The organism is Bradyrhizobium sp. WSM471 (genome assembly GCF_000244915.1).
Taxonomy (GTDB): Bacteria; Pseudomonadota; Alphaproteobacteria; order Rhizobiales; family Xanthobacteraceae; genus Bradyrhizobium.
The window spans coordinates 6033489-6059278 of record NZ_CM001442.1; the positions used below are offsets into that span (position 1 = coordinate 6033489).

Below are 25790 nucleotides of genomic sequence, written 5' to 3' on the forward strand. Positions count from 1 at the left end.
CTGGCGCAAGGTCAAAGCCGGAAATTCGGCCTCGATTTTGCGTGCACCGCACAAGACGCATGCCTCCATTCTGATCAACCGGTACCGGACGGGCTCGACAACCTCGCCGCGTGTGACACCGGCAAGACGGTGCCTGGGGCCCGATCACCGCGGCAAAGCATTAAGCTTCCGGCGCATTCGCAACCAACAACCACCTTCCCGATTTACTATTCGTGCCATTACTATCGGTTCCAAATGAGCGCGGCCGGGAGGCTTCTCGCGAGCGCCAGAGTTGTGGGAGAATGACATGAGTGCCGCGAGACCCGAGCCGCTTGCCCGTCAGGCGCTGGCGTTCGTCCTGGCCGGCGGACGCGGCAGCCGGCTGCTGGAGTTGACCGACCGGCGCGCCAAGCCCGCGGTGTATTTCGGCGGAAAATCCCGCATCATCGATTTCGCGCTGTCGAACGCGGTGAACTCGGGCATCCGCCGCATCGCCGTCGCCACCCAGTACAAGGCGCACAGCCTGATCCGGCACCTTCAGATGGGCTGGAACTTCTTCCGTCCCGAGCGCAACGAGAGCTTCGACATCCTCCCGGCGAGCCAGCGCGTCTCCGAAAACATGTGGTACGTCGGCACGGCCGATGCGGTCTACCAGAACATCGACATCATCGAATCCCACGCCTGCCGCTTCATCGTGGTTCTCGCCGGCGACCATATCTATAAAATGGATTACGAGGTGATGCTGCGCCAGCATGTCGACAGCGGCGCCGACGTCACCGTCGGCTGCCTGGAGATGCCGCGCCAGGAATCTTCCGGCTTCGGCATTATGCATATCGACGAGAACGGCTGGATCAAGGAGTTCCTGGAAAAGCCGAAAGATCCGCCGCCGATGCCGGGCAAGCCGGACGTCTCGCTGGCCAGCATGGGCATCTACGTGTTCGACGCGAAATTCCTGTTCGAGGAGCTCAAGCGCGACGCCGAGGATCCGAATTCCAACCACGATTTCGGCAAGGACATCATCCCCTACCTCGTCAAGAACGGCCGCGCCATGGCGCACCAGTACTCGACCTCCTGCGTCCGCTCCGGCAGCGACCCCCGCGCCTATTGGCGCGATGTCGGCACTGTCGACGCCTATTGGGCCGCCAATATCGACCTCACCGACGTCGTGCCCGAGCTCGATTTGTTCGACAGCGCCTGGCCGATCTGGTCCTATTCGGAAATCACGCCACCGGCAAAATTCGTCCACGACGAGGAGAGCCGGCGCGGTCAGGCCGTGAGCTCGCTGGTCTCGGGCGGCTGCATCATTTCCGGCGCCTCGCTGCGGCGCTCACTGCTGTTCACCGGCGTGCGCGTCAATTCCTACGCCAATGTCGAGAACGCCGTGATCATGCCCTACGTCAATGTCGGCCGCGGCGCGCGCCTGAAGAACGTCGTGATCGATCGCGGCGTCGAGATCCCGGAAGGGCTCGTCGTCGGCGAGGATCCCGAGTTGGACGCAAGACGCTTCCGCACCACCGAGCAGGGCATTTCGCTCATCACCCAGCCGATGCTCGACAGGCTCAATACATGACGCCTGTTCGCGTCCTCGCGGTCGCCTCTGAAGTCTATCCCATCGTCAAGACCGGCGGTCTCGCCGATGTCGCGGGCGCGCTGCCGATCGCGCTGAAGGCGCATGGCGTCGAGATGCGCACCTTGATGCCGGGCTATCCCGACGTGATCCGGGTGCTGGGGGGAGCCGACGAAATCCGGCGCTGGCCGGATTATTTCGGCGGACCCGGACGTCTGCTCGCCGGCTCGCATGACGGCCTCGATCTGTTCGTGCTCGACGTGCCGCATCTCTACGCACGTCCCGGCAACCCCTACGTGACGCCCGAAGGCGTCGACTGGGCGGACAATGGCGTGCGGTTTGCCGCGCTGTCGCGCATCGCGGCCGATATCGGCCACGGCCTCGTTCCCGCCTTCGTGCCCGACGTGGTGCATGCCCACGATTGGCAGGCCGGGCTGGCGCCGGCCTATCTGCATTACGACAACCGCCCGCGGCCGGCCACCGTGATGACCATCCACAACATGGCCTATCAGGGCAAGTTCGCGCCCGAGCTGATCGGTTCGATTGGCCTGCCCTGGCGCGCCTATGGCGTCAACGACCTCGAATATTTCGGCGGCATCAGTTTTTTGAAGGCCGGCCTGCAATTCGCCGATCGCATCACGACGGTCTCGCCGACCTACGCGCAGGAGATCCAGAGCGACGAGGGCGGCATGGGGTTCGGCGGCTTGCTTCGCGCCCGCGCCAACGTGCTGAGCGGAATCCTCAACGGCATCGATGTATCCGTTTGGAATCCGCAAACCGATCCGCACATCGCCTACCGCTTCGGCGCGGAGGACCTCACATTCCGGGCCGCCAACAAGGCGGTGCTTCAGCAACAGTTCAATCTTGATTCGTCGGATGAAGCGCCATTGCTCGGCGTTATTAGTCGCCTGTCCTGGCAGAAGGGGCTCGATCTCCTGCTCGAGGCCATCCCGACCATTTTGCGCGAAGGCATGCAGCTCGCGCTGCTCGGCAGCGGCGACCGCGATCTGCAGGATCGCTATCAGGCCATTGCGCGCGCGAACCCTGGCCGGATCGGGGTCGTGATCGGCTATGACGAGATCATGGCGCATCTGATCCAGGCCGGCTCGGACGCGCTCATCGTGCCCTCGCGGTTCGAGCCGTGCGGCCTGACCCAGCTCTGCGCGCTGCGCTACGGCGCCGTGCCTATCGTCTCGCGGGTCGGCGGCCTCGAGGATACCATCGTCGATATCGGCGAGGCCGATGTGTCCGGCCACGATGCCACCGGATTCAAGTTCGGACCGGTGACAGCGGATGCTCTCGCCGGCACGCTGCGCAAGGCCAACATCGCCTTTCACGACAAGCTGACCTGGCGCCGGCTGCAACTGAGCGGCCTTGCGACCGACGTGTCCTGGCGCAACCGCGCCGGTGACTATGCCGCACTCTATCGCGGCCTCATCACCGCGCGCGCCTGAGGGGAGCTGTCGCGTGGAATAGCGTTCCTGCGGTCCATCCTTCGAGACGCCCGCTCCGCGGGCTCCTCAGGATGAGGGCGGAGTACACGGAAGCGATTTCGACAGCCGCGGTGCTGCTTAGCCTCATCCTGAGGAGGCGCGTAAGCGCCGTCTCGAAGGACGAGGCGCGCGCACAGACTGTCGCCTGGATCGCCGCCCCAGACCCGTCGCCATCGTCGAATCAATGCTATAGAGCCGCCATGGACCCCTTCGTGATCAAACTGATCGGCTTTGCCGCCGCGACCTGCACCACCGTGGCCTACGCGCCGCAAGCCATCAAAGTGTGGAAAACCCGCTCCACCGGCGATATTTCGCTCGGCATGTTCCTGGTCATGGTGCTTGGGCTGGCGCTCTGGCTCGTCTATGGCCTGCTGTCGGGCGATGCGCCCCTCATCGCCGCCAACGTCATCACCATGGTGCTCGCCGGCGGCATCCTGTTCATGAAGCTGAAATTCGGGTGAGCCACTCTTCTTCACCTCTCCTCGCGTGCGGGAGAGAGGGTGAAGATTACCCCCCGAACACATACGACGCCATCGCGACATTTGCGACCTCGTCGACGAAGACGCGCTTGCCCGCGTCGCTGCCGGCGGCGCCGGCGGCCACCATCAGCGGCAGCAGATGATCTTCGCGCGGATGGGCCAGGCGCGCACTCGGGGCGTTCTCCCAGTCCACCAGCATCGCGTTGCGGCGCGCCGCGTCCTTGTGGCTGATCGCCTCGTTCAGATAAGCCTCGAAATCATACGAGACCGGCTTCGATTCAGCGCGGCCGAACCCGCGCATGTTGTGATAGGTGAGCCCGCTGCCGACGATCAGAATGCCTTCGTCCCGCAGCGAGGCAATCGCCTGCCCCACCTTGATGTGTTCGGCCGCGTCATAGCTCGATCTCAGCGATAGCAGCACGATCGGCATGTCGGCGTTCGGATACATCAGCCCGAGCGGCACGAAAGTGCCGTGATCGAAACCCTGGTTGGGATCCTCCCGGCAATCGACGCCCGCGCGCGTGAGCAGCGCCTTCACCTCCGCGGCGAGCTCGGGCCGCCCCGGCGCAGGATATTTGAGGTGATAGGTGTGCTCGGGGAAACCGTGATAGTCGTACACCATCGGCGGATGCGCCGAGGTGGACACGGTGAAGGCGTCAGCTTCCCAATGTCCTGATATGACGAGCACGGCCTTGGGCTTCTCCGGCAAGAGCTGCGGCAGCCGGCCGAACGCCTCGGCGGTCTTCGCATATTGCACTCGCCTGTCCTCCATGAACGGCCAGGGACCGCCGCCATGCGACAGGAAGAAGGTCGGAAATCGCACCATGGGTGAAGGCTCGTTTCATTGGCAACATGCGCGTGCTGCCCGCGCGATCGGTCGCGAGCATAGGCAAACCGGTATGGTTAGCAAGACGTTAACGATTTTCCGCCCAGAATCCCGGGCGTAGCCGAAGGAGTCGGCCAGCAGCCAGGGACGTGAAATGAAGAAGTTTGCGTTGGGGGACGTCGTCAACAGTGACAAGGGCCGCCGCGGCGTCGTTCGCGCCGCCTACAAGTCGAAGGAAGGCCAGCAGTTCTACGCCGTCGAGAAAGACGGCGCGATGGATTATCTGGAGGAAGACCGGCTGAGCCCGGCGCCGCGCGTCGAGCTTGCGGCTTAAGTCCAACTCATCCTGCCCTAACGCCCGAACCGGTCCAGGCGCTCCGACCAGGGGTCGTCTCCGCTCGCGATGCGCTCGTTCGTGATCAGCAGCAGGCGATCGTTGCCTGCGGCCGAATCCCAATGCGGCAGGTCCGCACCGTTGGGATCGCCACTCTTGGCGAAATTGATCCAGTAGGCGCGCATGCGATTTGCGACATCGCGATCGGCTCGTGACAAGATGCCCGCACCGGGCATGCCTTCCACGCCGAAGATGAACTGCAATTCCCGCCCGTGACCGCCCTCGGGGTTTGCGCGCCGTGCCTCCGGCACATAGGCGAAGCGATAGCGGAAGGTCGGCGCACCGCGGGCGGCATGCAGGCGGGCCAGCAGCCTCACCGGCTCCGAGAAGACCTTGTCGGTGTAGAACCTTGCCGCGCGGCCGGAAGGTCTGGCGAGGTCGGGATAGAGCGTGCGCAGTTCATCGCTCGTGATGCCCCACGATGCCAGCTCTTCCCGCATATCCAGCTCGCTATCGAAGCCCGTCTCGTCGTCGTTCGAGCCGATGATCAGGGGAATGCGGCTCTCATGTCCGGCCGCGAAGCCCGCGGCGACCTCCTCGCTCACCAGACTCCCATCGATCGTCGGCGCGAAGCTCCGCGGCGATTTTTCCAGGAGATGTTTTTCGACGGCAAGCAGGCGTCGCGACTCGGCGGCGCGTAAATCGACCTGTCGCCCCAGCGCCGCCACGAATTGCCGGCCCACACTCTCGGCCTCTTGTGCCGAACGCAGGCGCGCACGGCCGGGGAGCGATTGCAGAATGGCTTTCTGAAACAGGTCGCGCGCTTGCGCAGACAGCATCAGCAGCGCGATCGAGGTCGCGCCTGCGCCACTGCCAAACAAGGTGACATTGTTCGGATCACCGCCGAAGGCTGCGATGTTGTCGCGCACCCAATGCAGCGCCGCGATCTGGTCCATCAGGCCGTAATTGCCGGAGCCGCCTTCCGACAGCGCGGGATCGCTGAGCCAGCCGAACGCGCCGAGGCGAAAATTCACGGTCACCACGATGACGCCGGCTTGCGCGAGCCTGGCACCGTCGAACAGCGGATCGTTCGCGGTGCCGCTGACGAAAGCGCCGTCGTGGATGAACAGCATCACCGGCAACGGCCCGTCGACCCCGAACGGACGGAACACGTTCAGCGTAAGGCAATCCTCACTCGATCCCGGCAGCGAGGGCTGAAGACACGGCGCGCCATAGGCATAGGCGGTGCGCATCTCCGCACTCTCGGGCGCAGCCTGCGGCGGACGCCAGCGCAGCGGACCGATCGGCGCGGCCGCATAGGCCAGCCCCTTGAACGAGGCCACCTCGCCTTCGACGGCGCCAAGCATCTGCCCTTCACGCGTCAGCGCAAATGGAAATTGGCCGACCGGCTGGGCCATGGCCGAGCCGGCGCAACAGAGGATGAGAGACGTCGCAAAAAGCGCGAACACGGACCGCATCTTCGGAGCATCTCGATGCGCGGAAGGATTTGGGCAGGTTATGTCCGTGGCCCGCTGCGAGGCAAGCGCCGCGGTCGCGCCTAGCTCCCCTTGGCGACAAGCTCCGCCAGTGCGTGCCGTGCGATGATGCCGAGTTCACCGAGCGTGGTGTGACCGGACTGCGCCGCCTCGATCAGCCGCTGGGCGATGAACCTGCGGCTGTCGTGATCGCCGCCGTGCGGCAGTTGGCGGCACGTCTCCTCCAGGACGACGTCCATGTTCGCTTTGGTCCGCTCACTCAACTCTGTCATGACGCCCGTCGGCACGCGTGGCTTGTAGCCGCAAGCATACACAGACGGACCGTACAAGATTAGCCCGGGAAATCACGGCCATTGTGCATCGCGATGCGTGTGCTGCCGCAACATTCACGCGGCCATGATGACGCCGCAAATGGTGACCGAAGATTGCACGTGCCGTGATGACAAGCCGAACCTGCAGCGATAGCCTGCCGGCAAAACAAAACACACGGGAGGAAATGCCATGCCTGACGCAATGGTTGCTGCACGTGCCTCTGACGCGGGGCGCGGAACCAGCCAGCAGGTCGATGTTGCCGTGGTCGGTGCCGGATTTGCCGGCCTCTATCTTCTCCATCGGCTGCGCAAGGCTGGCCTCACGGCGGTCGGCCTCGAAGAAGCCGGTGACGTCGGCGGCACCTGGTACTGGAACCGATATCCCGGCGCGCGCTGCGATATCCAGACCATCGATTACAGCTACACCTTCGATCCGGACCTCGAGACCGCCTGGACCTGGTCGGAGAAATACGCGACCCAGCCGGAGATCCTGCGCTATCTCGGCTTCGTCGCCGACCGCTACGATCTCAGGCGTGACATCCGCTTCAAGACCAAGGTCACGGAAGCGAAATGGGACGAAGCGACCGAACGCTGGCAGCTCACCACCGACAACGGCGCGCTGGTCTCCTGCCGCCATTACATCATGGCCACCGGCTGCCTCTCGGCGCCGAAGCCGCCGGAAATCGACGGCGTCAAGGATTTCAAGGGCGAGGTCTATTTCACCGGACGCTGGCCGCATGACGGCGTGAATCTCGCCGGAAAACGCGTCGCGGTGATCGGCACGGGATCGTCGGCCATTCAGTCGATCCCGCTGATCGCCGAGCAGGCCGCACACCTGACCGTGTTCCAGCGCACGCCGAATTTCGCGCTGCCGGCGCACAACGGTCCTGCGCCTTCCGATCGCATGAGCCTGCTGCAAGGCGATCGTGCGGCCTATCGCGAGCAGGCGCGCCAGTCGATGGCCGGCGTGCCCTATCCGCAGCAGACGGTCGTGAGCTGGCAATTGAGCGATGCCGAGCGTCGTGAGCGGTTCGAACGCGCCTGGGCGGCCGGCGACCTCGTCCACATCCTGACCCAGCTCTGGGCGGACCAGGCGGTCGACATCGACGGCAACAAGATCGTCCAGGACCTGATCCGCGAGAAGATCCGCGCCGCCGTCAAAGACCCCGAGACCGCCGCGGCGCTGATGCCGGACGATCATCCGTTCGGCGCCAAACGCCCCTGCCTCGATACCAACTATTACGCGACCTACAACCGGCCGAACGTCACGCTGGTCAATCTGCGCCAGGAGCCGATCAAGGCGATCACCGCAAGTGGGATCACGACGGCCAAGCGCAGCGTCGACGTCGACGTCATCGTGTTCGCGACCGGCTTCGACGCTATGACCGGCGCAATCCGCGCCGTGCATCCGATCACCGGACGTGGCGGCAAGTCGCTCACCGACGTCTGGGCGCAGGGGCCGCAGACCTATCTCGGGCTCACGGTCGAGGGTTTTCCGAACTTCTTCATGATCACCGGGCCCGGCAGCCCCTCGGTGCTGTCGAACATGGCGGTGTCGATCGAGCAGCATGTCGACTGGGTCGTCGACCGGCTCAAAGCATTGCGCGACGCCGGCTTCACCACGATCGAGCCGACCGAGATGGCGCAGGCCGGCTGGAACAGGCACATGGCCGACTGCTCGATGGTGACGCTGCACCGGCTCGCCAACACCTGGTACACGGGCGCCAACGTGCCCGGCAAGGTGCAGGGCCTGATGCCTTATACCGGCGGCGTCGGTCCCTATCGCAGCATCTGCGACGAGGTGGTCAGCCGCGGCATGCTCGGCTTCAAGCTGACCGGCCCCGATGTCGCCGCGCAATGCAATGACGGCGAGGTGGTGCGGCTGCAGCCGGATGTGCGGCTGGTGCTGAACCTGCTGGCGTCCCTCAACCTGCCGCCGATCGAGTCGATGGGCGCGCAAGGCGCCTGCGCCTTCGTCAATGAGTTCAACAAGGGCCGTCCCGCCGGACGGCCGATCGGCGAGATCGTCGACGGCACCCTGCCCGGCGCCGACGGTCCCCTGCCTTATCGGGTCTACAAGCCGGCAACATCAGGTCCGCATCCGGTCGTAGTTTATTTCCACGGCGGCGGCTGGGTGCTCGGCGACGAGCAATCGGACGAGCCGTTCTGCCGCGACATGGTGCGGCGGACCGGCATGATGCTCGTCAGCGTCGGCTATCGTCATGCGCCCGAGCATCGTTTCCCGGCCGCGGCCGAAGACGGCTATGCGGCGACGCGCTGGATCGCCGAGCACGCCGCCGAGCTCGGCGGCAAGCCGGGCCCGGTGCTGGTCGCGGGCTGGAGCGCCGGCGGCAACATCGCCGCCGTCACCTGTCAGCTTGCGCGCGATCGCGGCGGCCCTGAGATCGCGGGCCAGCTCCTGATCTGCCCGGTCACGGACTGCACCTTCGAGCGCCCCTCCTACAACGACAATGCGACCGGCTATTTCCTGACCCGGTCGCTGATGTACTGGTTCTGGGACCTCTATTGCTCGCCGGCCGACCGCACCGATCCGCGCGTCTCGCCGCTCCGCGGCAAGGTCGCAGGCCTGCCGCCGGCCTTCGTCGTCACCTGCGAATTCGATCCGCTGCGCGACGAAGGCATCGCCTATGCCGAGGCCATGGCAGCCGCCGGCGTCCCGGTCGAGCAACTCAAGGCGCGCGGCCATTTCCATTCGTCCTTCACGATGGTGGACGTGATCATCACGGGCGCGCCGGGCCGGGTGCAGATGGCCGAGGCCTTGCGACGCTTTGCCGGGCTTCCGCCCGAAGTTGGTCACGGCGACGAGACCAGCCACGGCCGCACCAATCCCGGACATAGGATCGCGGCGGCAGCGAGCTGACAGGAATAATTGGCGGGAACTATTTCCCGGTCATCGCGTTTGGTGCTGTGGCATTGAGATGCAGTAATGGGTGTGGGCCCCGGTACGCGCGATCGTGTGCCGGGGTTCTCTTTGCGTGAGGCAGGACGATGGGGGACGTTGTTGGGGATTCAAAGGTCGATTTTGGTGTCCTTGCGGTGCTGCATAAATGGCCATCGCTTGCGAACCAGCGACGGTCGGACCGAGCGTCCTACCAGGTGATCGAGGGCACGCTCGACGAATGCATCTCGGCGTTCATGGCGAAGCCGGCGGCGACCAGGCATCTCTATGAGATCCGCACGATCGCACAACCGCCGCTGGTCACCGACAATCTCTCGCCCGAGCATATCACGGAGCTGGCGCGGCTGAGAGAATTCCTCTGATCCCCGCAGAAGCACCGTCTGAGCGCAGGAACCTTCTTCCGGCTTTTCCCGTTGATGGTGATCGGAAGCGAAGGCGTGAGTGCCTCAGATGCTTGAAGCCGGCGTGCCAGCCCCGGTCGTGCCCTATGGCGCAGACCAGACCCTGTTCGTGGTGATCGATCGCCTCGACAAGGCGACCGAAATCCGTGTCGAGCGAAGCGATCTCGATGCCACGATTGGCGAGCTCGTCGCCGGCTGCTTCAATGACCCCGTCAAGGTCATCTCGTTCAACACGCTCGAGCACTGGATGAAGGACATCTCGACCGACGTCGCCGGAGAGATTCGGGCGCGCTGCGACATCGATGGCGTGACGCTGCCCGACTATCTCAGCGACTTCGTCGAGAGCCATAGCTGAGCGTGCATGGAGGAATCAGGCGCGCCGGTACTTGCCGGCGATGACCTCGATCTCGCGGCGGCGTTCGCCTGCGAAGGTCAGGAGCTTTTCGATCGTCAACGCATCCGTGATCCGCTTGGCCAGCCGCTCGGCGCGTGCGGCCTGATCTTCGAGATACTGGATCGTGTTCAAACGTCGCCCCCCAGAGTGCGATTTGGAGTCCCGAATTGCTCGGGTATCCATCGTGCGCTGGAGGCGGCTAACAGCCGGTTAAGCACAGCGTTTCGGATCGATGCAGCTGGAAATTATCGCACCACGTCGAGCCGGACATTGGTGACACCCTTGTCGACCATGCCGAGCGCCTCGGCCGCGGAGGGAGAGATGTCGACCACGCGTCCGCGAACATACGGACCGCGATCGTTGATCCTGACGGTCACGAAGCGGCCGGATGAGACGTCGGTGACGCGCAGCTTGGTGCCGAACGGCAGGCTGGGATGGGCCGCGGTCAATTCGTTCTTGTCGAACCTCTCGCCGCTCGCCGTCTCCGTGTCCGAATAGAAGCTGGCGACGCCGTGCGAGACGCTCTGTTTTGCATCACCGTCAGGCACGCGCGCCCGGCTGATCGGACGCGGATGCAGCGCCGCCACCCTGTGCGGTCGTTCGACAGCGGCTTGGCGGTGGGTGCCTAGATCGGCCTTCTGGCGGCCGACCGGCGACTGCGCACACGCCGCAAGCGACGCCGCACCGATGATGGCGAGCAGGATCCGGCACAGGCTTGCCGGCGAGATCCGGGCAGTTTCGGCACGTGCAAAGCAAGACATGATGCGCCCTCCGAATGGCCCCGAGTTTCGGCGGGCAATGAGGGCAGAACCTTGTCGGAACGAAAGCGCGCCTGCGGCCGCAGCCGTTTCGCTTTAGCTGTGGCGATTCCACCACACTGGCTTGTCCTGAATCGAGACAGATTCTTTCGCGAGCACCTCTCTCACTCCCTCTCCCCCGTTTTTGCGGGGAGAGGGAGTGGTGAGGAGCCGCCTCCGCGAGTCCGGCTTGAATGTAAGCGCTAGTACTGCGGCTCGTACATCTGCGACTGAACCAGTGCCTTCACGTCGTTGGGCGCGGGTCCGTCCGCAAGCCCGCGCTGAAAAGCGACATCGGCGACGGCGGCAGCGATACGCACCGAAACCTCGCGGATGCGCGGCAGCGCCGGGTAGAGGCTGCCTTGCGCGAGATCGTCCTTGCCGACGCAATTGGCGAGCGTATGGGCGGCGGCCATGAACATCTCGTCCGTCACCAACCGCGAGCGGCTGGCGATGACGCCGAGACCGACGCCCGGGAAGATGTAGGAGTTGTTGCCCTGGCGCGGCACGAAGGTGCGGCCGTTGAGCTTGACCGGATCATACGGACTGCCGCAGGCAAACAGCGCGCGGCCCTCGGTGTAGCGATAAGCGTCTTCCGCAGAACATTCGGCCTTCGAAGTCGGGTTGGAGAGCGCGAACACGATCGGCTGTTCGTTGAGCTCGGCCATCGTCTTGAGCACCTCAGGCGTGAACGCACCGCCGACCGCGGCAACACCGATGATCGCCGTGGGCTTCAGCGTCCTGATCGCGGTAAGGAAGTCGGCGATCGGCGCCTGGTCGGCATGGGCATAACGCAGCTTGTGGCCGGACAGGCCTTCACGGCCGCCGACAACGAGGCCGCGGGAATCCACCAGCCAGTTGCGGCGGAGCGCCTCGGCTTCAGAGGCACCTTCCGCCATCATCGCGGACGTCACGAGATCGGCGATGCCGGTCGCGGCCTCGCCCGCGCCGAGGAACAGGATGCGCTGATCCCTCAGCTTGCCGCCGTTGACGCGCAGCGCCGAGAACAGGCCGGCGAGCGCCACCGCAGCCGTGCCCTGGATGTCGTCGTTGAAGACGCAGGCCTCGTCGCGATATTTGTGCAGCAGCTTGAACGCCGAGTGGTTGGCGAAATCCTCGAACTGGATCAGCACACCCGGAAAGGTCTTTCGCGCGGCGACCATGAACTCGTCGACGAAGCTGTCATAGGCCTCGCCCGTGAGCCGCCGCTCGCGCAAGCCGAGATAATACGGATCTTTCAGGAGCTCTTCGTTATTGGTGCCGACGTCGAGCACGATCGGCAGGCACGTTTCGGGATGCACGCCGGCGCAGGCCGAATAGAGCGAGAGTTTACCGACCGGAATGCCCATGCCGTTGGCGCCGAGATCGCCGAGGCCCAGGATGCGCTCGCCATCGGTGACGACGATCAGCTTGGCCGGATGGGGCCAGTTCTTCAGGACCTCGGCGATTTGGCCGCGATCGCGCGAGGAGATGAACATGCCGCGCGGGCGCTGGAAGATCAGGCCGTATTTCTGGCAGGCGAGTCCGACCGTCGGCGTGTAGATGATCGGCTGGATCTCATCGATATTGTCGACCACGACGCGGAAGAACAGCGCCTCGTTGCGGTCGTGCAAGGCATTCAGCGCGACATATTTTTCGAGATCGGTCGGCAGCGTGCGCAGGTTGACGAGCACCCGCTCGACCTGGGTCTCCATCGTCAGCACGCAAGGCGGCAGCAGGCCGCGAAGGCCAAGCGCATCGCGCTCCTGCCCGGTGAAGGCGGTGCCCTTGTTGAGCAGGGGATCGCGCAGCAGCGCCATGCCGTGCACGGGTAAGGACGATGTCGAATGGGCGCTGACCCGAGCAGGTCTGTTCACAAATTCCCCCAGGGAGTTTCTTATTCGAGGACAGCCATTGTCGGCCAGTGCTCACCTTATATCAAGGACGTAACCATCTGCGCATCGATTGTGATCTCGCACCGCAGCGAGGTTGTCGCGAGAGACGTGGCCCTGCGCGCGTCAAAAGGCAACGCGCGGCATCGGCAGTGAGCTCCCTCCCCCGCGTGCGGGGGAGGGGTTGGGGAGAGGGCTGTCTCCGCAATGGGATTGTCGGGAAGCGGAAATCCGCAAACGGTGAGTGCCGCGGGTGGAAATCTCCTGCCCCAGTTCGGCAAAGCGCTGCTCGAGATTGGGGTCGGCCACGCCGCGACGATGGCTGCGTTCAGCTTCGTGACGATCCCCCTCGGCGTGTTATCCCGACGATGAGCTGCGGGCCCATCGCAGCGAATTGGAGCCGGAGTGAACGCTGCCGGGCCGGCACAGGCAAGCTGGAAATGATGCTGGACCGCTTGGGACATGTACTCATAAACTCGCGCTGCACTTCGTGTGAGGTCCGCTCTGCCTCCAATACCGGCCGTGTTGGCGCACCTCACTCCAGGTCCGAGTTGAGCCAATAGACGACATCGCAACGGCGCGAGCGGCCCGGTGAGCGATCATGTCGATGGCGCCTCATCCTTGGATGGGCTCATTGCCGGTATCGGTATGTTGTGATACAACCCCTAGGTGTCGGGGCGGCTATTCCGTCCTCGATTTGGGGAGGTACCTTATGAGATTCTCGTCAGGCTTCGCCGTGCCGTCAGTCGTCGTGACCTTGTCAACCGTCTTACTGTGCAGCAGCACGGCAATGTCGCAACCCACACCAAACTCGTCACTTCCCGCCGTCACGGTCGAAGCGCCGAAGGCAAGACCAACTCTTGTGCCGAGGGAAGGGCCAACGACCGTGACATCGCATCGGGCAACCCGCCATCGTGCGACCGGCTTGTCAGCTGCTCAAAATCCTGCGTTCGGGCCGAATACGGCCTTGGGCAGGCTTGCCAAGCTGGAGAGATCCGCTAGCAGTTGCAACGGTGGTTGCGAAACAAGTTACAGGGTCGGCAACGCTCCATGGGTCGGATGTAGCCTTTCCGGCCAGGAAGGGGTTGACGGTAGCATGTTCTCGCCGACCTGCCGAGACACACTCAACTACAACACCTACGCGCAGTGCGTAGAGACCAAGGGTTTCCTTGGCGCGACGTCCAGAGAGTCTCGGTGGCTTTGTACCAGCCTGCTGGCTGGTGGCAAGTTGCCCGGCGAAAGGCTGGTCGCCGACGCCAGGCAATCGGGCCACCGTTAATCGAGTCCCTCCTGGCGGCGATGTCCCAAAGATCGACCGCATGGCGCGAATGCTTCGAGCCATGCGGAATGCCCGCTTCGGGTCACAAGCCGCCGATCACACGTTAGGTGGGACACTTCCGCTTTGGATTGGTAAGCCGACGTTTATGGGTACACGCCCTAACCTGCCGCTCGACGCGGCGTCAGATGAGCCGCGCTGTCCGCCGGCGGCGCGATGTGCATCAGGATGGTCTGGGTGGCGGATGCGACCTCGATGCCGTTGTGCTGGAAACGCTGCTTCATGCGGCGGTTGAACTCGCGCTGCACCGGCCAGCGGCCGGCCTCGGTGCAGCGGATCTGGCCGACGATCGACACCATGGCGCCGTCGACCTTGTCGATGCCCCAGAGCTCGAGATCGCCGCGGATCAGACTGCGGAATTCCACCTCGCGGCGCATCTCGTCGACAATGTCCTTGAGGATCTGGCCGGCGCGGTCGGTGTCTTCCTTGTAGGCGACGTTGACGCTGACGGACGCATTGCCGGCGCCGCGGCTGGCATTGGTGATGGTCGTGACCGCGCTGAACGGCACGATGTGCACGGCACCGTCGCCGGCCCGGAGCCTGATCGTGCGGATCGAGACGTTCTCGACTACGCCTGATAGCCCGGACACGCTGACGCTGTCGCCGACCTGGACGGTGTTCTCCAGCAGCAGGAACAGGCCGGTGATGAGGTCTTGCACCAGTTTTTGCGAACCGAAACCGATGGCGATGCCGACGATGCCGGCGCCCGCCAGCAGCGGCGCGACGTTGACGCCGATCTCGCTGAGCGCCGTGAGGCCGACGACGGTGGCGATCACGCACAGCAAGGCCGTCCGCAGCATCGGCTGAAAGGTCCGCAGCCGCGCGGCGCGGGCGTAGTGGCCGTCGCGCGACAGCGTATTGATCTGACGGTCCAGCAGCGCGTTGCTGGCTTCCCAGATCGCCGCCGCGCTGAAAACGGCAATGCCGATCGTTACCACCGCGGAGATCAGCCGGCTGCCGATCTGGCCGCCATAGAACCAGACGATGGCGTCGACACCCCAGACTTCGAGCACGGCCACCAAGCCGATGAACGCGATCACGCCAGATACGATCTTGCGCAGCAGCGGCAGATAGCGGTTGGCGCGGATCTCGAGGCCCGGAAAGCGCTGGAGGATTTCCGGCCTGATGCGGAAGCCGCGGTCGATTAGGCCCAGCGTCAGCATGATGGCGACACGCGTGATCAGCGCCACCGCGATGGTGCCGACGAAATATTGCAGCAGCAATGAATATCCGTTGCGGATGTTCAGCGCCCACACGGCCCACAGAGCGAGGTCGAGCGCGATGGCGAGATAGTGCCAGCCACCCGCGATGCGGTTGCGCAGTGCCGCCGCGATCCCCTGCCGGTCGGCGGGCGCGCGGATGGCTTCGGCGACCTGGCGGCGGCATTGCAGGATGATGACGACGACGAAGAGATGAACGACCAGCATCACCATGCGCAAGAGCGCGGCATAGCCGGCGCGATGCAGGCCGAGCAGCAGCGCAACGTTGGCAACGGCGATGCCGGAGACGGCGACACCGACAATGCGGCGCGCCCAGATCTCGATATAGGCGGCGGTTTCGGCCTTGACCGGAAACAAGCCGAACGGTCCCGCCAGCACACGGACCACACAGATGAGCCCGCGCGAGAACGCATAGGCGTTGACGACCGCGAGGATCACGAGCCGGACGGTGGTGGACTCGCCGATCTCGGTGCCGAGCAGCGCCGTGGCGGCGCCGACAAAGACCAACACGGGAAGCAGCTCGAGCAGGAATCTTCCCACCACAAGGGGCAGCCGCAGCATGATTTGCCAGGCCCGCGCCAGGCTGTGGCGGCGCCTGTGCAGTTCGGGCGCGGGGGTGACATCGGCGACCGATGATGGCGGATCGGCAATCGGCAACACCTGCACCGGCAGGCGCGCCGTTTGCGGCATGCGCCCTTCCAGGAACACGACGGGGCGCCGGATCAGACGGAACATCACCCATTCGGCGCAGAAAGCAGAGCCGAACACCAGCGCGAGCTTCCAACCAATCTCGATCAGGAGATTGTAGGCCGCGGGATCGTTCGCGGTCCGCACGATCCAGTAGTAGAACGCCGGGAAGTGCGTGAGCGTCCTGGCCATATCGGCGACGTCTCGCGACATTTCGCCGATCTCCTCGGACACAGTGAGCATGAGCTGCGCACCGAGGCCGTCGGCCGCGAGCGGGATCGGCGATTTTGGCTCGGCCGCGGGCTGCTGTGGACCGGACGCAGTGGCGATCGCGCGCAGCGTATCGATCATCTGCGCGCGCTTCTTGTCGTCCTGCAGCGTCTCCAGCGCGCGCTTGGCCTCATCGGGCGACAACGCGGCAGCGCTATTGGCCGCCGGCGCAGGCGGCGCAGCGCGGACGCTGGAGAGAGATGAGATCGCGATCAGGAGCGCGGCGAGAAACGCGGAGGCAAGCTTATGCGACACGAGGGATTCCCTGAGAAAAATGAATGCGACGGCGACGTCGGGACCGTCACCGCCGAAGCACATGCATCATGTCGGATCGACGCTATTCGCCCGCGCGCTGTGTCGGAAGTTGGCCAGTGAGACGACATTCTCTTGGCATTTGCCGCGGTGCAGGAAGCGGGAACCACGTCGCAAGACGGGACGTGCAGCGATCGGAATGCGCGCACGCGGCTGCTAGCTCGACTGCGGCCATCCTTCGAGACGCCCGCTTGCGGCGGACCCTCAGGATGAGGGATGAGTACGCGGCTGCATTTCAATGCAGCTGGATGCAGCTGAGCCTCATCCTGAGGAGGCCGCGAAGCGGTCGTCTTGAAGGACGAGGCGCTCGCTCAGGCGCCGCTGAGACGTCATGTGCGATCGCCCTGATATGCGATCGCCCTGCGTCATTCCGGGAGTCGGCCCGGAATGACGCGATGAGGAGGAGGAGAGAAGCAGGATGTCAAAAGCGCGGCGGCCTTGTCACGGCCATCCGACGTGATCGCTGTGATGCAATCGATGTGATGCAGAGTACAGCGCCGGGCAGGTAGGGGCTATGCCACACTGATGCAGCCCACTAGACCTTGGCCCGGCGTGCCGTTCGCGTTTCTGCCGCTATGCGATAGTCCGAACGAGCTCCATCGCACTTAACGCGGCTGGTTCTGCGGAGGTGGTGTCATAGACCTCCCCTTGCTCTTGATGTGGACGTTGCGCGTCGCTTGTTTGCGACCATGGGATGGTCCTCCCGTGACGCAAGACTGTCAAGCAAGATCAATGGCGCGCAAATCACATTTGAGGGCGCGTTCCATTCCAGCGCGACGGATTCGCCGCTGTCGAAACACGAGAAGTGGACGAGTTACAAGACTGCCCTTCCCGCAGATGTAGAACGCGTCTGCTACGGTGGCCCGCGGGTCCTGAGAAAATTTGGGGACGATGACATCATGCCCCTGTTTTGCCCGACGAGTCAAACGATTTCGCTAAATCCGCAAGCGCTAACGCTGACCTCCAAGTCATTGATTTCGCTATCCCCGGCTACTGTGCATGGGGTTGTTTTCGCGTTTTTTGTTTCTTGTCCGCCTTCTCCTCCTTCTCCAGCGCCTTGCGCACCTCGTCGAATTCGCCCAGCGAGGCCTTGTCGGCGCGGGGGAAGCGCAGATCGAGCTTTTCCAGCGCCGCGACGATGGCCGACCCGATCACGACGCGGGCGAACCATTTGTGGTCGGCCGGCACGACATACCACGGCGCATGAGGCGTGGCCGTGTGCCGTACGATGTCCTGATAGACCGCCTGGTAGCGCGGCCACAGCGCGCGCTCCTTGATATCGTCCATGGAGAACTTCCACTGCTTGGACGGATCCTCCAGCCGATCGAGGAAGCGCTCGCGCTGCTCGTCCTTGGACAGATTGAGGAAGAACTTCAGCACCACGGTGCCGTTGCGTGAGAGATAGCGCTCCCACGCAGAGATGTCCTCGAACCGCTCCTTCCAGATGCTCTTGGTGACGAGCTTTGGCGGCAGCTTCTCCTTGACGAGGATCTCCGGATGCACGCGCGTCACCAGGCACTCCTCGTAATGGGAGCGGTTGAAGATGCCGATATGGCCGCGCTCCGGCAGCGCGACGGCGTGGCGCCAGAGGAAATCGTGGTCGAGCTCCTTGCTGCTCGGCGCCTTGAAGGCACTGACTGCGCAGCCCTGCGGATTGATGCCCTCGAAGATCGCCTTGATCGCAGAATCCTTGCCGCCGGCGTCCATCGCCTGAAACACGATCAGCACGGACCAGCGATCCTGGGCGTAGAGCTTCTCCTGAAACGCGATCAGCCGCTTCATGTTGGCATCGAGAATCTCCTGGGCCTTCTCCTTGTCGAGGTCGCCCTTCTCGTCGGTCTTGTGGTCCTTGAGATGAAACTTGCCCGAACCATCGTACCGGAACGGCGTGATGTAGCGGTCAAGTTCCTGGGCGAGCGATTTGGACGGCTTCTTGCTCATGAGCGCGGGGCACCTTGCGTTGCGGCTTCAATCGGTCGAGCAAGCTACCAAGGATGCCCTTCGGAAGGAATATGATGAAAAGCACCAGCAGCACGCCGTAGACGAGATTGTCCCAGCCGACCGCCTTGGTGCCAAAACCGATGCGCAGGGTCTCGGCCAGCATAATCGTGATGACAGCGCCGAAGGTCGGGCCCAGCGAGACGAACAGCCCGCCGACGATTGCTGCGAACACCATCTGGAGCGACACCGCGATGCCGCTGACCGTGTCGGGCGTGATGAACATCTGGTACTGGCAGTAGATCGCGCCGGCCAAGGCGGTCATCAGCGCGCTGAGCAGCGTGATCTTCAGCTTCTCCGCGGTGACGTCGACGCCGGCCGCGGCCGCGGCGTCCTCGTCCTCCGAGATCGCCTCCAGCGCATAGCGGGCCATGCTGCGGTCGACCCAGTGCCAGACCACGATGCCGAACAACCAGACCCCGAGCGCGATCAGGTACCAGGTGATCTTGTCGTCGAATTGCAGCGACCAGAGCTTGTTGCCCGCTGCCCGGTTCGGCGTGTAGCCGAGCGAGCCGCCGGTGTAGTCGCGCGTCGCCGTGATGACCTGGAGCACGATGCCGGAGAGCGCGAGCGTCACCAGCACGAAATAATGCCCGGTGATGCGGAAGCGGAAACAGGGATAGCCGACGATCAGCGCCAGTGCGCCGGCCGCGACCATGCCGATGGGGATGCCGATCCAGGGCGACCATCCCAGGTGATTCCAGAGTAGCGCGGTGACATAGGCGCCGATGCCCATGAACCCGCCATGGCCGAGCGAGACGAGGCCAAACCGCCCCATCATCGACCAGGACGTATAGGCGAACGACCAGATCAGGATCAGCACCAGGATGTGCAGATGATAGGGGTCGCGATAGACGAAAGGCAGCGCGACCAGCGCCGCCAACCCCACCGCCCAAGCTGCAAGCCGTCCCCGCCCCATCATCGGCGCCTCGCGAGCAGGCCCGCGGGCCGGATGAACATCATGACGATGAAGAAGGCGAAGGCGAGCACATAGCCCCATTCGAGATCGGAGAACAGGCCGCCGAGTGAGATGATCTCGGCGAACACGAAGGCGGCGATGAAGCCGCCGATGAAATTGCCCAAACCGCCGAGCACGCAGATCAGGAAGGTGATCGGCCCGAACGACAGGCCGACGAAGGGATGCACGTCATATTGGAGCACAAGGAGGCAGGCGGCCAGCCCGGCCAGCCCACCGCCGATCGCGGAGGTAATGAGATAGATGCGCTTGGTATCGACGCCCATCAACGCCATGATCTGCCGGTCCTGCGAGATCGCCCGGATCGCGGTGCCGGTGAAGGTGCGCGTCATGAAGAGATAGACCGCGACCATGCCGACCAACGCGGCCAGGAAGGACAGAAGTCGTGCGTAGCTGAAGTTCATGTCGCCGAAGGCGAGCACCGGCAGGCGGATGCCGAGGTTACGGAAGTCGATGCCGAAGGCAACAGTCGCAAAGCTCTGCAGCACGAACAGCACGCCGCCGGTCGCAAGCAACTGGTTGATCGGCGGCGCAGTGAGGAGCGGCGCGATCACCAGGTAATGCAGCGCCGCGCCGAGCACCGCGACCAGCAGGATGGTGAGCGGCGCGGCGAGGAAATAGCTGATGCCGTAATACTGCACCAGGAAATACATCGCGTACATGCCGATCATCACCAGCTCTGCGTAGCAGATCCAGGTCACGTCGATGACGCCGAAGATCAAATTGAGCCCGAGCGCGAGCAGCGCCAGCACGCCGCCGAGCAGGATGCCGTTGATCACGGCCTCCAGCAGGTAGATGTCGAAAATATCCAGAAATGCTTGCATGCCCCGATGAACCTCACACCCCGAGATACGCTTCCTTGACCGTGTCGCTCGCCAGCATCTCGGCCGAGGTGCCCGAGGACCTGATCGAGCCCGCCTCTATCAGGTAGGCACGATCGACCACCCGCAGCACCTGCTGCACATTCTGCTCGACGATCAGCACGGTCAGTCCGCTGGCGCGGATCCGCTTCACCAGCTCGAACACCTGCTGCACCACCACGGGCGCCAGCCCCGCCGACGGCTCGTCGAGCAGCAGCAGCTTTGGACTGGACATCAGCGCGCGGCCGATCGCGCACATCTGCTGCTCGCCGCCGGACATGGTGCCGGCCATCTGGTGGCGGCGCTCCTTCAGGCGCGGAAACAGATCGAACACCACCTCCAGCCGTTCGGCGTAGTGGCCGCGCGCCTCCTGCATGAAGGCCCCCATCTTGAGATTGTCGTCGACCGAGAGCTGTGGAAACAGCCGCCGGTTCTCCGGCACATGCGCGATCCCGAGGCTGACGATCTTGTGCGGCGGCGTGGCCACCACGTCGACGGCTTCCATTCTGATCGACCCACGCGAGGGGCGGATCAGCCCGGAGATGACCCGCATCAAGGTGGTCTTGCCGGCCCCGTTGGGCCCGATGACGCCGACAGCCTCACCCGCCTTCACGTCGAGATCGACGTCGAACAGCGCCTGGAACGTGCCATAACCGGCATTGACGCCGCGGAGCTCCAGCATCGGCTACCCTCCCGCGCGGCGGCGCGCTGCGGCGGCCGCGGCCTGCGTCGTCTCGGCATCGGTGCCGAGATAGACCTCAATGACACGGGGATCGCCGGCAACGGCACTCGGCAACCCTTCCGAGATCTTTTCGCCGTGATCGAGCACCATCACGCGATCGACGACCCGCATCAAAACGCCCATGATGTGCTCGACCCAGATGATGGTGATGCCGAGCTCGTCGCGGATGTTGCGCAGCATGTCGGCCGCCTGACCCATCTCCGCCTCGTCGAGGCCGCCGAGGCTCTCATCGGCCAGCAGAAGTTTTGGCGCGGTGGCGAGTGCTTTCGCCAGTTCGAGCTTTTTCAGGCCGGCTGCGCCGAGGCCATCGACACTGGCATGGCGATCGGTCGGCAAGCCGACCATCGCCAGCGATCGCTCGGCCGCCTCCTCGGCCCTGGCACGGCTGTGGCGGCCCTGGCCGTAGAATCCGGCGAGCGCGACGTTATCGAAGATCGTCAGGCGGCGGAATGGCCGCGGGATCTGGAAGGTGCGGCCGATGCCACTGTTGATGATCCGGTGCGGCGGAAGGCCTGCGATTTCGGAGCCGTCGAACAGGATCGAACCGGACGTCGGCGCCAGCGTACCCGAGAGCATATTGAAGATCGTGCTCTTGCCCGAGCCGTTGGGGCCGATCAGGCCGAGGATCTCGCCCTGCTCGACTTTGAACGACACATTGTTGACGGCGGTAAAGCCACCAAACCGCTTCACCAGCCCGCTGACTTCCAGCACCGGCCCGCTCTCCTTGCTGCGCGCATTTGCGCTACTGGTTGCTGTAGGTGGTGCCCTTCGGCAGCGGCAGCACGGCCTCGCGCTGCGCCTGGCTCTTGGGCCACACCACGGAGGACTTGTCGTCGATGTATTGGATCACGACCGGGAACGAGCGCTCGTTCTGCCCGGCCATCGGCGTGCCCTCGCCGTAAAATTTGACGCCGAAGCCAAGCATGGTGCCGCCCTCGGGGATATCCGTGTCGAGCGCAGCCTTGCGCAGCGCATCCGGATCGACCCCGCCATATTTCTTGATGGCGCGCGGCAGGACGTCATTCATGAACACATACGTGTTGGACGCACCGATGCCGACATGCGCCGAGCGGATGGCGACGCCGGGGCGGATCTTGTCGAACTCCTCGCCGACCATCTTGATCACGGGCGGGAGCTTTGGATCCATAGTCTTCTGGTTGGCAAGCCAGATCGAAATCGGGTCGGTGTTGAAGATGTAGGTTGCATCCGCCCCCATGCCTTCCTTCAGCTTCTCATAGACGCCGTAACCCGCGCCGTGCCCCATCAGCGCGCCGAATTTCAGCCCCTGTTCGCGCGCCTGACGCAGCAACAGCGTGATATCAGGGTTGTAGCCGGTGTGGAAAATGACGTCGGGCTTGGCGCGCTTCAACTTGGTCACCAGCGCGGAGAGGTCAGGCGCGGTGGCTGAATAGCCCTCCTTCATCACGACGTTGAAGCCCGCCTTCTTCGCGCCGGCCTCGTTGCCCCTGGACACGTCGACACCGTAGGCGCCGTCCTCGTGAATGATGGCGACGCGCAGATCCTTCGGCTCCTTGTCGAACTTCGCCTTGGCGTTCTGCGCGATGAAATCCATCGTCATCATGCCGAACTGGTCGCCGCTCGCCTGCGGGCGGAAGACGTATTTGTAACCCTTCTCGTTGAACACGGCCGAAGAGATGCAGGTCGTCATCCACATGAACTTCTTGAGCTGCTCGACGCGGGCCGCGACCGGCACGCATTGCGCCGAGGAGAAGAAGCCGAGCACCATGTCGACCTTTTCCTGCTCGAGCAGGCGGACGGATTCGTTGATGGCGATGTCGGGCTTGCTCTGGGCATCGGCATAGACCGCCTCGATCTTGTAACCCTCGACGCCGGTCTTGGCGAAATGGTCGAGGATGATCTTTGCGCCGACATAATTGAGCTCGGACCCGCCGCCTGCGAGCGGTCCGGTCAGGTCGAACACGACGCCGATCTTGATCTTCTTCTCTTGAGCCTTCTCTTGAGCCTCGGCCGAAGCCATCAAGCCCGTGACCGATATCGCGACCAACAGCCCACGTACCAAACGGGCAGCCCTGCGCACGCGCATCAAAACCTCCCTGGACGATTGTGCATTGCATTCTTTTTGGTTTTATATTTCTGCCCATCACATGGGCTGGGCGCAGCGATGTCAAGCCTCGCGCATCAGCGCGACGCGAACTGCTGCTCGACGAAGGCCGTGACAAATCGCGGCATGGACGGCGTGAGATCGCTCATCCCGCGCACGAGATGGATCGCCGAAAGCTCCGGCTCGGCCTCGCCCGCCAGATTGGCTTCGATCCGCGCACGCGCCACGTCACCCGGCATGTCCAGGTTGACAATCTGCAACATCGCAATCGTTGGGCCCGTGACGACGCAGTGCCAGTCCGGTTCGACCAGATAATCGGCCGCGGTCAGGCCGGTCTCTTCCTCGAGTTCGCGGATCACGCTGCCGGGAATGTCCAGCGTGTCGCCCCTGACGTCGTCGAGGTCGGGCGTGCCCGACGGGAAATAGATCCGGCCCGCATTGGCGGTGTGCTGCGCCATCTCGCCCATGACGAAGGCGCCGTCGGAGGTGCGCAGCGCGCCCATGCCAAAACCGTTGAACACCGCCTTGTCGGGAAAGCCCCAGTCGCGCCAGGCGAGGAAGCTCGCGAAATCGGTCTCGAAATAGGTCGCAGAGAGGTGGCCATCTGTAAACACGGCATCCCGCCCGATCAGGACGCGACCGTTCCAGAGTTTTGGTCGCTCACGCTGCTTCTCGGCGAAATGCGCCGTGATCTCGGCGCGCCGCTCCTCCGCGAACGCCCAGGCGACCGGCCGCACGGCAAGTTCAAGCGTCGTGACCCGATGAATGATGGGTGATGTCATGACGCCTGATGACCACGCCTTGGCGTCAGTTATTTGACGCTTCCCGTGGTCTTCTTGGCTTGCTCGACATACTTGTTGGTAAAGGTCTTGCTGACGTCGATCTTGGCGCTGGCGACCTCCGGCGAGCCGACGCTGAACACCGCGAGCACAGCGTCGGCGCCCTTCGGATCCATCTTGCCGGTCTCGGAGTACATCGGGATCGTGTTCTTGAGTGCCGCGAGATAGAGGTCCTTGTTCTTGCCGACCGTCTCCTCCGGCATCTTTGCCATGATCTCCTCGGGCGAGTGCGAGTGGATCCAGGCGAGCGTTCCCAGGATCGCGTTGGTGAGCGCCTGCGTCTCCTTCTCGTGGCCGGCCACCCAGGCCGCGGTTGAGTACAGCGCGCCGCCCGGATATTCGCCCCCGAACGTCTCGAGCGTGTCCTTCTGGGTGCGGGTGTCCGAGAGGATGCGCAGATCCTTGTGGCTGCCCTGGAGCACGGTCACCGACGGATCGAGCATCACGGCCGCGTCGATCTGGCCCTGCTCCATCGCGGCGACTGCGGTGGCGCCGAGGCCGACGCCGATCACGGCGGTGCTGGCGGGATCGACGCCATTCTTCTTGAGCATATATTTGAGGAAGAAGTCCGTGGAAGAGCCGGGCGCGCTGACGCCGACCTTCTTGCCGGCGAGATCCTTGATCGACTTGATCTCGTTCGTGTGCGACGGCGAGACCACCAGCACGAGGCCGGGATAGCGGTCATAGACGACGAACGCCTGTAGCTCCTGCTTCTTGGCTGCGAGGTTGACGCAATGGTCGAAATAGCCGGAAACCACGTCGGCGCTGCCGCCGAGCACGGCCTTGAGCGCATCCGAGCCGCCCTTGAGGTCCACGAGCTCGACGTTGAGACCCGCCTTGTCGTATTCGCCGAGCTGCTTGGCCAGCACCGTCGGCAAATAGCACAGGCAGGAGCCGCCGCCGATCGCGATCGTGACCTTGCTTTGCGCCGCGGCAAGACCGGTGGTGAGCGTCAGCGCGATCAACGCGCCCGCGAGCCTGGCTATCGTGTTCTTCATTGGTTTCCTCCGTTCGGCTGGCGGCACCATAGAGCAGCCGGACTGGCTTGAGAAGCAGGACCGAAGGCGCTGGCCATCGGTCTTTCGGCGCAATAGCATGAGCCCACAAGAACAATTCTTGATGGGGAGGATCATCCATGAATCGCCTTGCAATCGGGCTGTCGATCGCCACCGCTTTTGCCGCCGGATGCGGCGCAACCCACCTGCTGCGGCCGGCGCTGGCCGCGGAGAACATCACGCCGCAGATCATCCACACCGGCGAGATGGAGGGCGACGCGCTCGGGAACGCCAACGCTGTCGGTTACCGCTCCAAGATGTTCGCAAGCGCCGACGGCGCCACCATCTCGATCCAGGTCGGCAATGTGCCCAAGCACATGCATCCCAACACCAACGAGATCCAGTATATCCTGGACGGGACCGGGACGATCTGGTTCGGCGACAAGGAAGTCACGGTGAAGCCGGGCGACCTCGTGATCATCCCGAAGGGGACGCCGCATGGCGGCACCAAGCCGATCAGCGGACAGGTCAAGGCCATCGCGATCAAGACGCCGCCGCAGGCGCCCGACGACACCAAGTTGCTGGATTGATCTTTCGCGGTCCG

23 protein-coding genes are annotated in these 25790 nt (G+C 64.0%); 8 read left to right on the top strand and 15 right to left on the bottom strand.

Going from position 1 to position 25790, the window contains the following annotated elements; all coding sequences use genetic code 11:
• Nucleotides 1–286 precede the first annotated feature (286 nt).
• The 3 genes from glgC to BRA471DRAFT_RS27460 all read left to right on the top strand — a co-directional run bounded on the left by glgC (nt 287) and on the right by BRA471DRAFT_RS27460 (nt 3500).
• Nucleotides 287–1549 carry a glucose-1-phosphate adenylyltransferase gene (gene glgC, locus BRA471DRAFT_RS27450; RefSeq protein ID WP_007613273.1) on the top strand — a complete coding sequence of 421 codons (1263 nt, stop codon included), beginning with the start codon at nt 287–289 and terminating at the stop codon, nt 1547–1549.
• Entirely contained in the window at nt 1546–3000 is a 1455-nt protein-coding gene (glgA, locus tag BRA471DRAFT_RS27455) for a glycogen synthase GlgA (RefSeq protein ID WP_007613275.1), read from the top strand. Before glgC ends, glgA begins: the two co-directional genes overlap by 4 nt.
• 239 nt (nt 3001–3239) lie before the next feature.
• Entirely contained in the window at nt 3240–3500 is a 261-nt protein-coding gene (locus BRA471DRAFT_RS27460; protein WP_007613278.1) for a SemiSWEET transporter, read from the top strand.
• A gap of 46 nt (nt 3501–3546) precedes the next feature.
• On the opposite strand, the gene BRA471DRAFT_RS27465 is transcribed toward BRA471DRAFT_RS27460, so the two are convergent.
• Nucleotides 3547–4344: a class III extradiol ring-cleavage dioxygenase gene (locus BRA471DRAFT_RS27465; protein WP_007613279.1), complete on the bottom strand. Its 798-nt coding sequence runs from the start codon at nt 4342–4344 to the stop codon at nt 3547–3549.
• Between the two features lie 154 nt (nt 4345–4498).
• Here BRA471DRAFT_RS27465 and BRA471DRAFT_RS27470 point away from each other — a divergent pair, with 154 nt between their 5' ends.
• Nucleotides 4499–4678, top strand: coding sequence for a hypothetical protein (locus BRA471DRAFT_RS27470; protein ID WP_007601069.1), 180 nt, complete (start codon nt 4499–4501; stop codon nt 4676–4678).
• A 17-nt stretch (nt 4679–4695) separates the two neighbouring features.
• On the opposite strand, the gene BRA471DRAFT_RS27475 is transcribed toward BRA471DRAFT_RS27470, so the two are convergent.
• A complete protein-coding gene (locus BRA471DRAFT_RS27475) occupies nt 4696–6156 on the bottom strand; it encodes a carboxylesterase/lipase family protein (protein ID WP_007613280.1) in 1461 nt (486 codons plus the stop codon).
• A gap of 80 nt (nt 6157–6236) precedes the next feature.
• Entirely contained in the window at nt 6237–6446 is a 210-nt protein-coding gene (locus BRA471DRAFT_RS27480; RefSeq protein ID WP_050992716.1) for a hypothetical protein, read from the bottom strand.
• 229 nt (nt 6447–6675) lie between these two features.
• On the opposite strand from BRA471DRAFT_RS27480, the gene BRA471DRAFT_RS27485 reads away from it, so the two are divergent.
• The 3 genes from BRA471DRAFT_RS27485 (at nt 6676) to BRA471DRAFT_RS39135 (ending at nt 10161) form a co-directional block, all read left to right on the top strand.
• Nucleotides 6676–9366, top strand: coding sequence for an alpha/beta hydrolase fold domain-containing protein (locus tag BRA471DRAFT_RS27485; RefSeq protein WP_007613282.1), 2691 nt, complete (start codon nt 6676–6678; stop codon nt 9364–9366).
• A 128-nt stretch (nt 9367–9494) separates the two neighbouring features.
• Nucleotides 9495–9767 (top strand): hypothetical protein, encoded by a 273-nt coding sequence (locus tag BRA471DRAFT_RS27490; protein WP_007613284.1) that lies wholly within the window; start codon nt 9495–9497, stop codon nt 9765–9767.
• An 88-nt stretch (nt 9768–9855) separates the two neighbouring features.
• A complete protein-coding gene (locus tag BRA471DRAFT_RS39135; protein ID WP_007601056.1) occupies nt 9856–10161 on the top strand; it encodes a hypothetical protein in 306 nt (101 codons plus the stop codon).
• A 15-nt stretch (nt 10162–10176) separates the two neighbouring features.
• Here the strand turns inward: BRA471DRAFT_RS39135 and BRA471DRAFT_RS39140 are convergent, their stop codons facing one another.
• The 12 genes from BRA471DRAFT_RS39140 to BRA471DRAFT_RS27550 form a co-directional block, all read right to left on the bottom strand.
• Nucleotides 10177–10332, bottom strand: a complete 156-nt coding sequence (locus BRA471DRAFT_RS39140) for a hypothetical protein (RefSeq protein ID WP_198287841.1) — start codon at nt 10330–10332, stop codon at nt 10177–10179.
• Nucleotides 10333–10445: 113 nt separating this feature from the next.
• A complete protein-coding gene (locus tag BRA471DRAFT_RS27500) occupies nt 10446–10961 on the bottom strand; it encodes a septal ring lytic transglycosylase RlpA family protein (RefSeq protein ID WP_007613286.1) in 516 nt (171 codons plus the stop codon).
• Nucleotides 10962–11200: 239 nt separating this feature from the next.
• Nucleotides 11201–12853 carry an NAD-dependent malic enzyme gene (locus BRA471DRAFT_RS27505; RefSeq protein WP_083843274.1) on the bottom strand — a complete coding sequence of 551 codons (1653 nt, stop codon included), beginning with the start codon at nt 12851–12853 and terminating at the stop codon, nt 11201–11203.
• Between the two features lie 1452 nt (nt 12854–14305).
• The gene (locus tag BRA471DRAFT_RS27510; RefSeq protein ID WP_035975177.1) at nt 14306–16636 is read right to left on the bottom strand and encodes a mechanosensitive ion channel domain-containing protein; all 2331 of its coding nucleotides are present in this window, start codon (nt 16634–16636) and stop codon (nt 14306–14308) included.
• Between the two features lie 1047 nt (nt 16637–17683).
• The gene (locus BRA471DRAFT_RS27515; protein ID WP_007613291.1) at nt 17684–18634 is read right to left on the bottom strand and encodes a polyphosphate kinase 2 family protein; all 951 of its coding nucleotides are present in this window, start codon (nt 18632–18634) and stop codon (nt 17684–17686) included.
• Entirely contained in the window at nt 18594–19613 is a 1020-nt protein-coding gene (locus BRA471DRAFT_RS27520; protein ID WP_007613293.1) for a branched-chain amino acid ABC transporter permease, read from the bottom strand. The genes BRA471DRAFT_RS27515 and BRA471DRAFT_RS27520 overlap by 41 nt, the downstream gene beginning before the upstream one ends.
• Nucleotides 19610–20491, bottom strand: a complete 882-nt coding sequence (locus tag BRA471DRAFT_RS27525; RefSeq protein ID WP_007613294.1) for a branched-chain amino acid ABC transporter permease — start codon at nt 20489–20491, stop codon at nt 19610–19612. The genes BRA471DRAFT_RS27520 and BRA471DRAFT_RS27525 overlap by 4 nt, the downstream gene beginning before the upstream one ends.
• Before the next feature lie 13 nt (nt 20492–20504).
• A complete protein-coding gene (locus tag BRA471DRAFT_RS27530) occupies nt 20505–21209 on the bottom strand; it encodes an ABC transporter ATP-binding protein (RefSeq protein ID WP_007613296.1) in 705 nt (234 codons plus the stop codon).
• Between the two features lie 3 nt (nt 21210–21212).
• Nucleotides 21213–21980, bottom strand: a complete 768-nt coding sequence (locus BRA471DRAFT_RS27535) for an ABC transporter ATP-binding protein (protein ID WP_007613298.1) — start codon at nt 21978–21980, stop codon at nt 21213–21215.
• A 31-nt stretch (nt 21981–22011) separates the two neighbouring features.
• Nucleotides 22012–23334, bottom strand: coding sequence for an ABC transporter substrate-binding protein (locus tag BRA471DRAFT_RS27540; RefSeq protein ID WP_007613299.1), 1323 nt, complete (start codon nt 23332–23334; stop codon nt 22012–22014).
• Nucleotides 23335–23429: 95 nt separating this feature from the next.
• Nucleotides 23430–24134 (bottom strand): NUDIX hydrolase, encoded by a 705-nt coding sequence (locus BRA471DRAFT_RS27545; RefSeq protein ID WP_007613300.1) that lies wholly within the window; start codon nt 24132–24134, stop codon nt 23430–23432.
• 29 nt (nt 24135–24163) lie between these two features.
• On the bottom strand, nt 24164–25189 hold the full coding sequence (locus BRA471DRAFT_RS27550) for an ABC transporter substrate-binding protein (protein WP_007613301.1): 1026 nt from the start codon (nt 25187–25189) through the stop codon (nt 24164–24166).
• 137 nt (nt 25190–25326) lie between these two features.
• On the opposite strand from BRA471DRAFT_RS27550, the gene BRA471DRAFT_RS27555 reads away from it, so the two are divergent.
• Complete coding sequence (locus BRA471DRAFT_RS27555; protein WP_007613302.1) at nt 25327–25776, top strand: cupin domain-containing protein; 450 nt, start codon at nt 25327–25329, stop codon at nt 25774–25776.
• Nucleotides 25777–25790 lie beyond the last annotated feature (14 nt).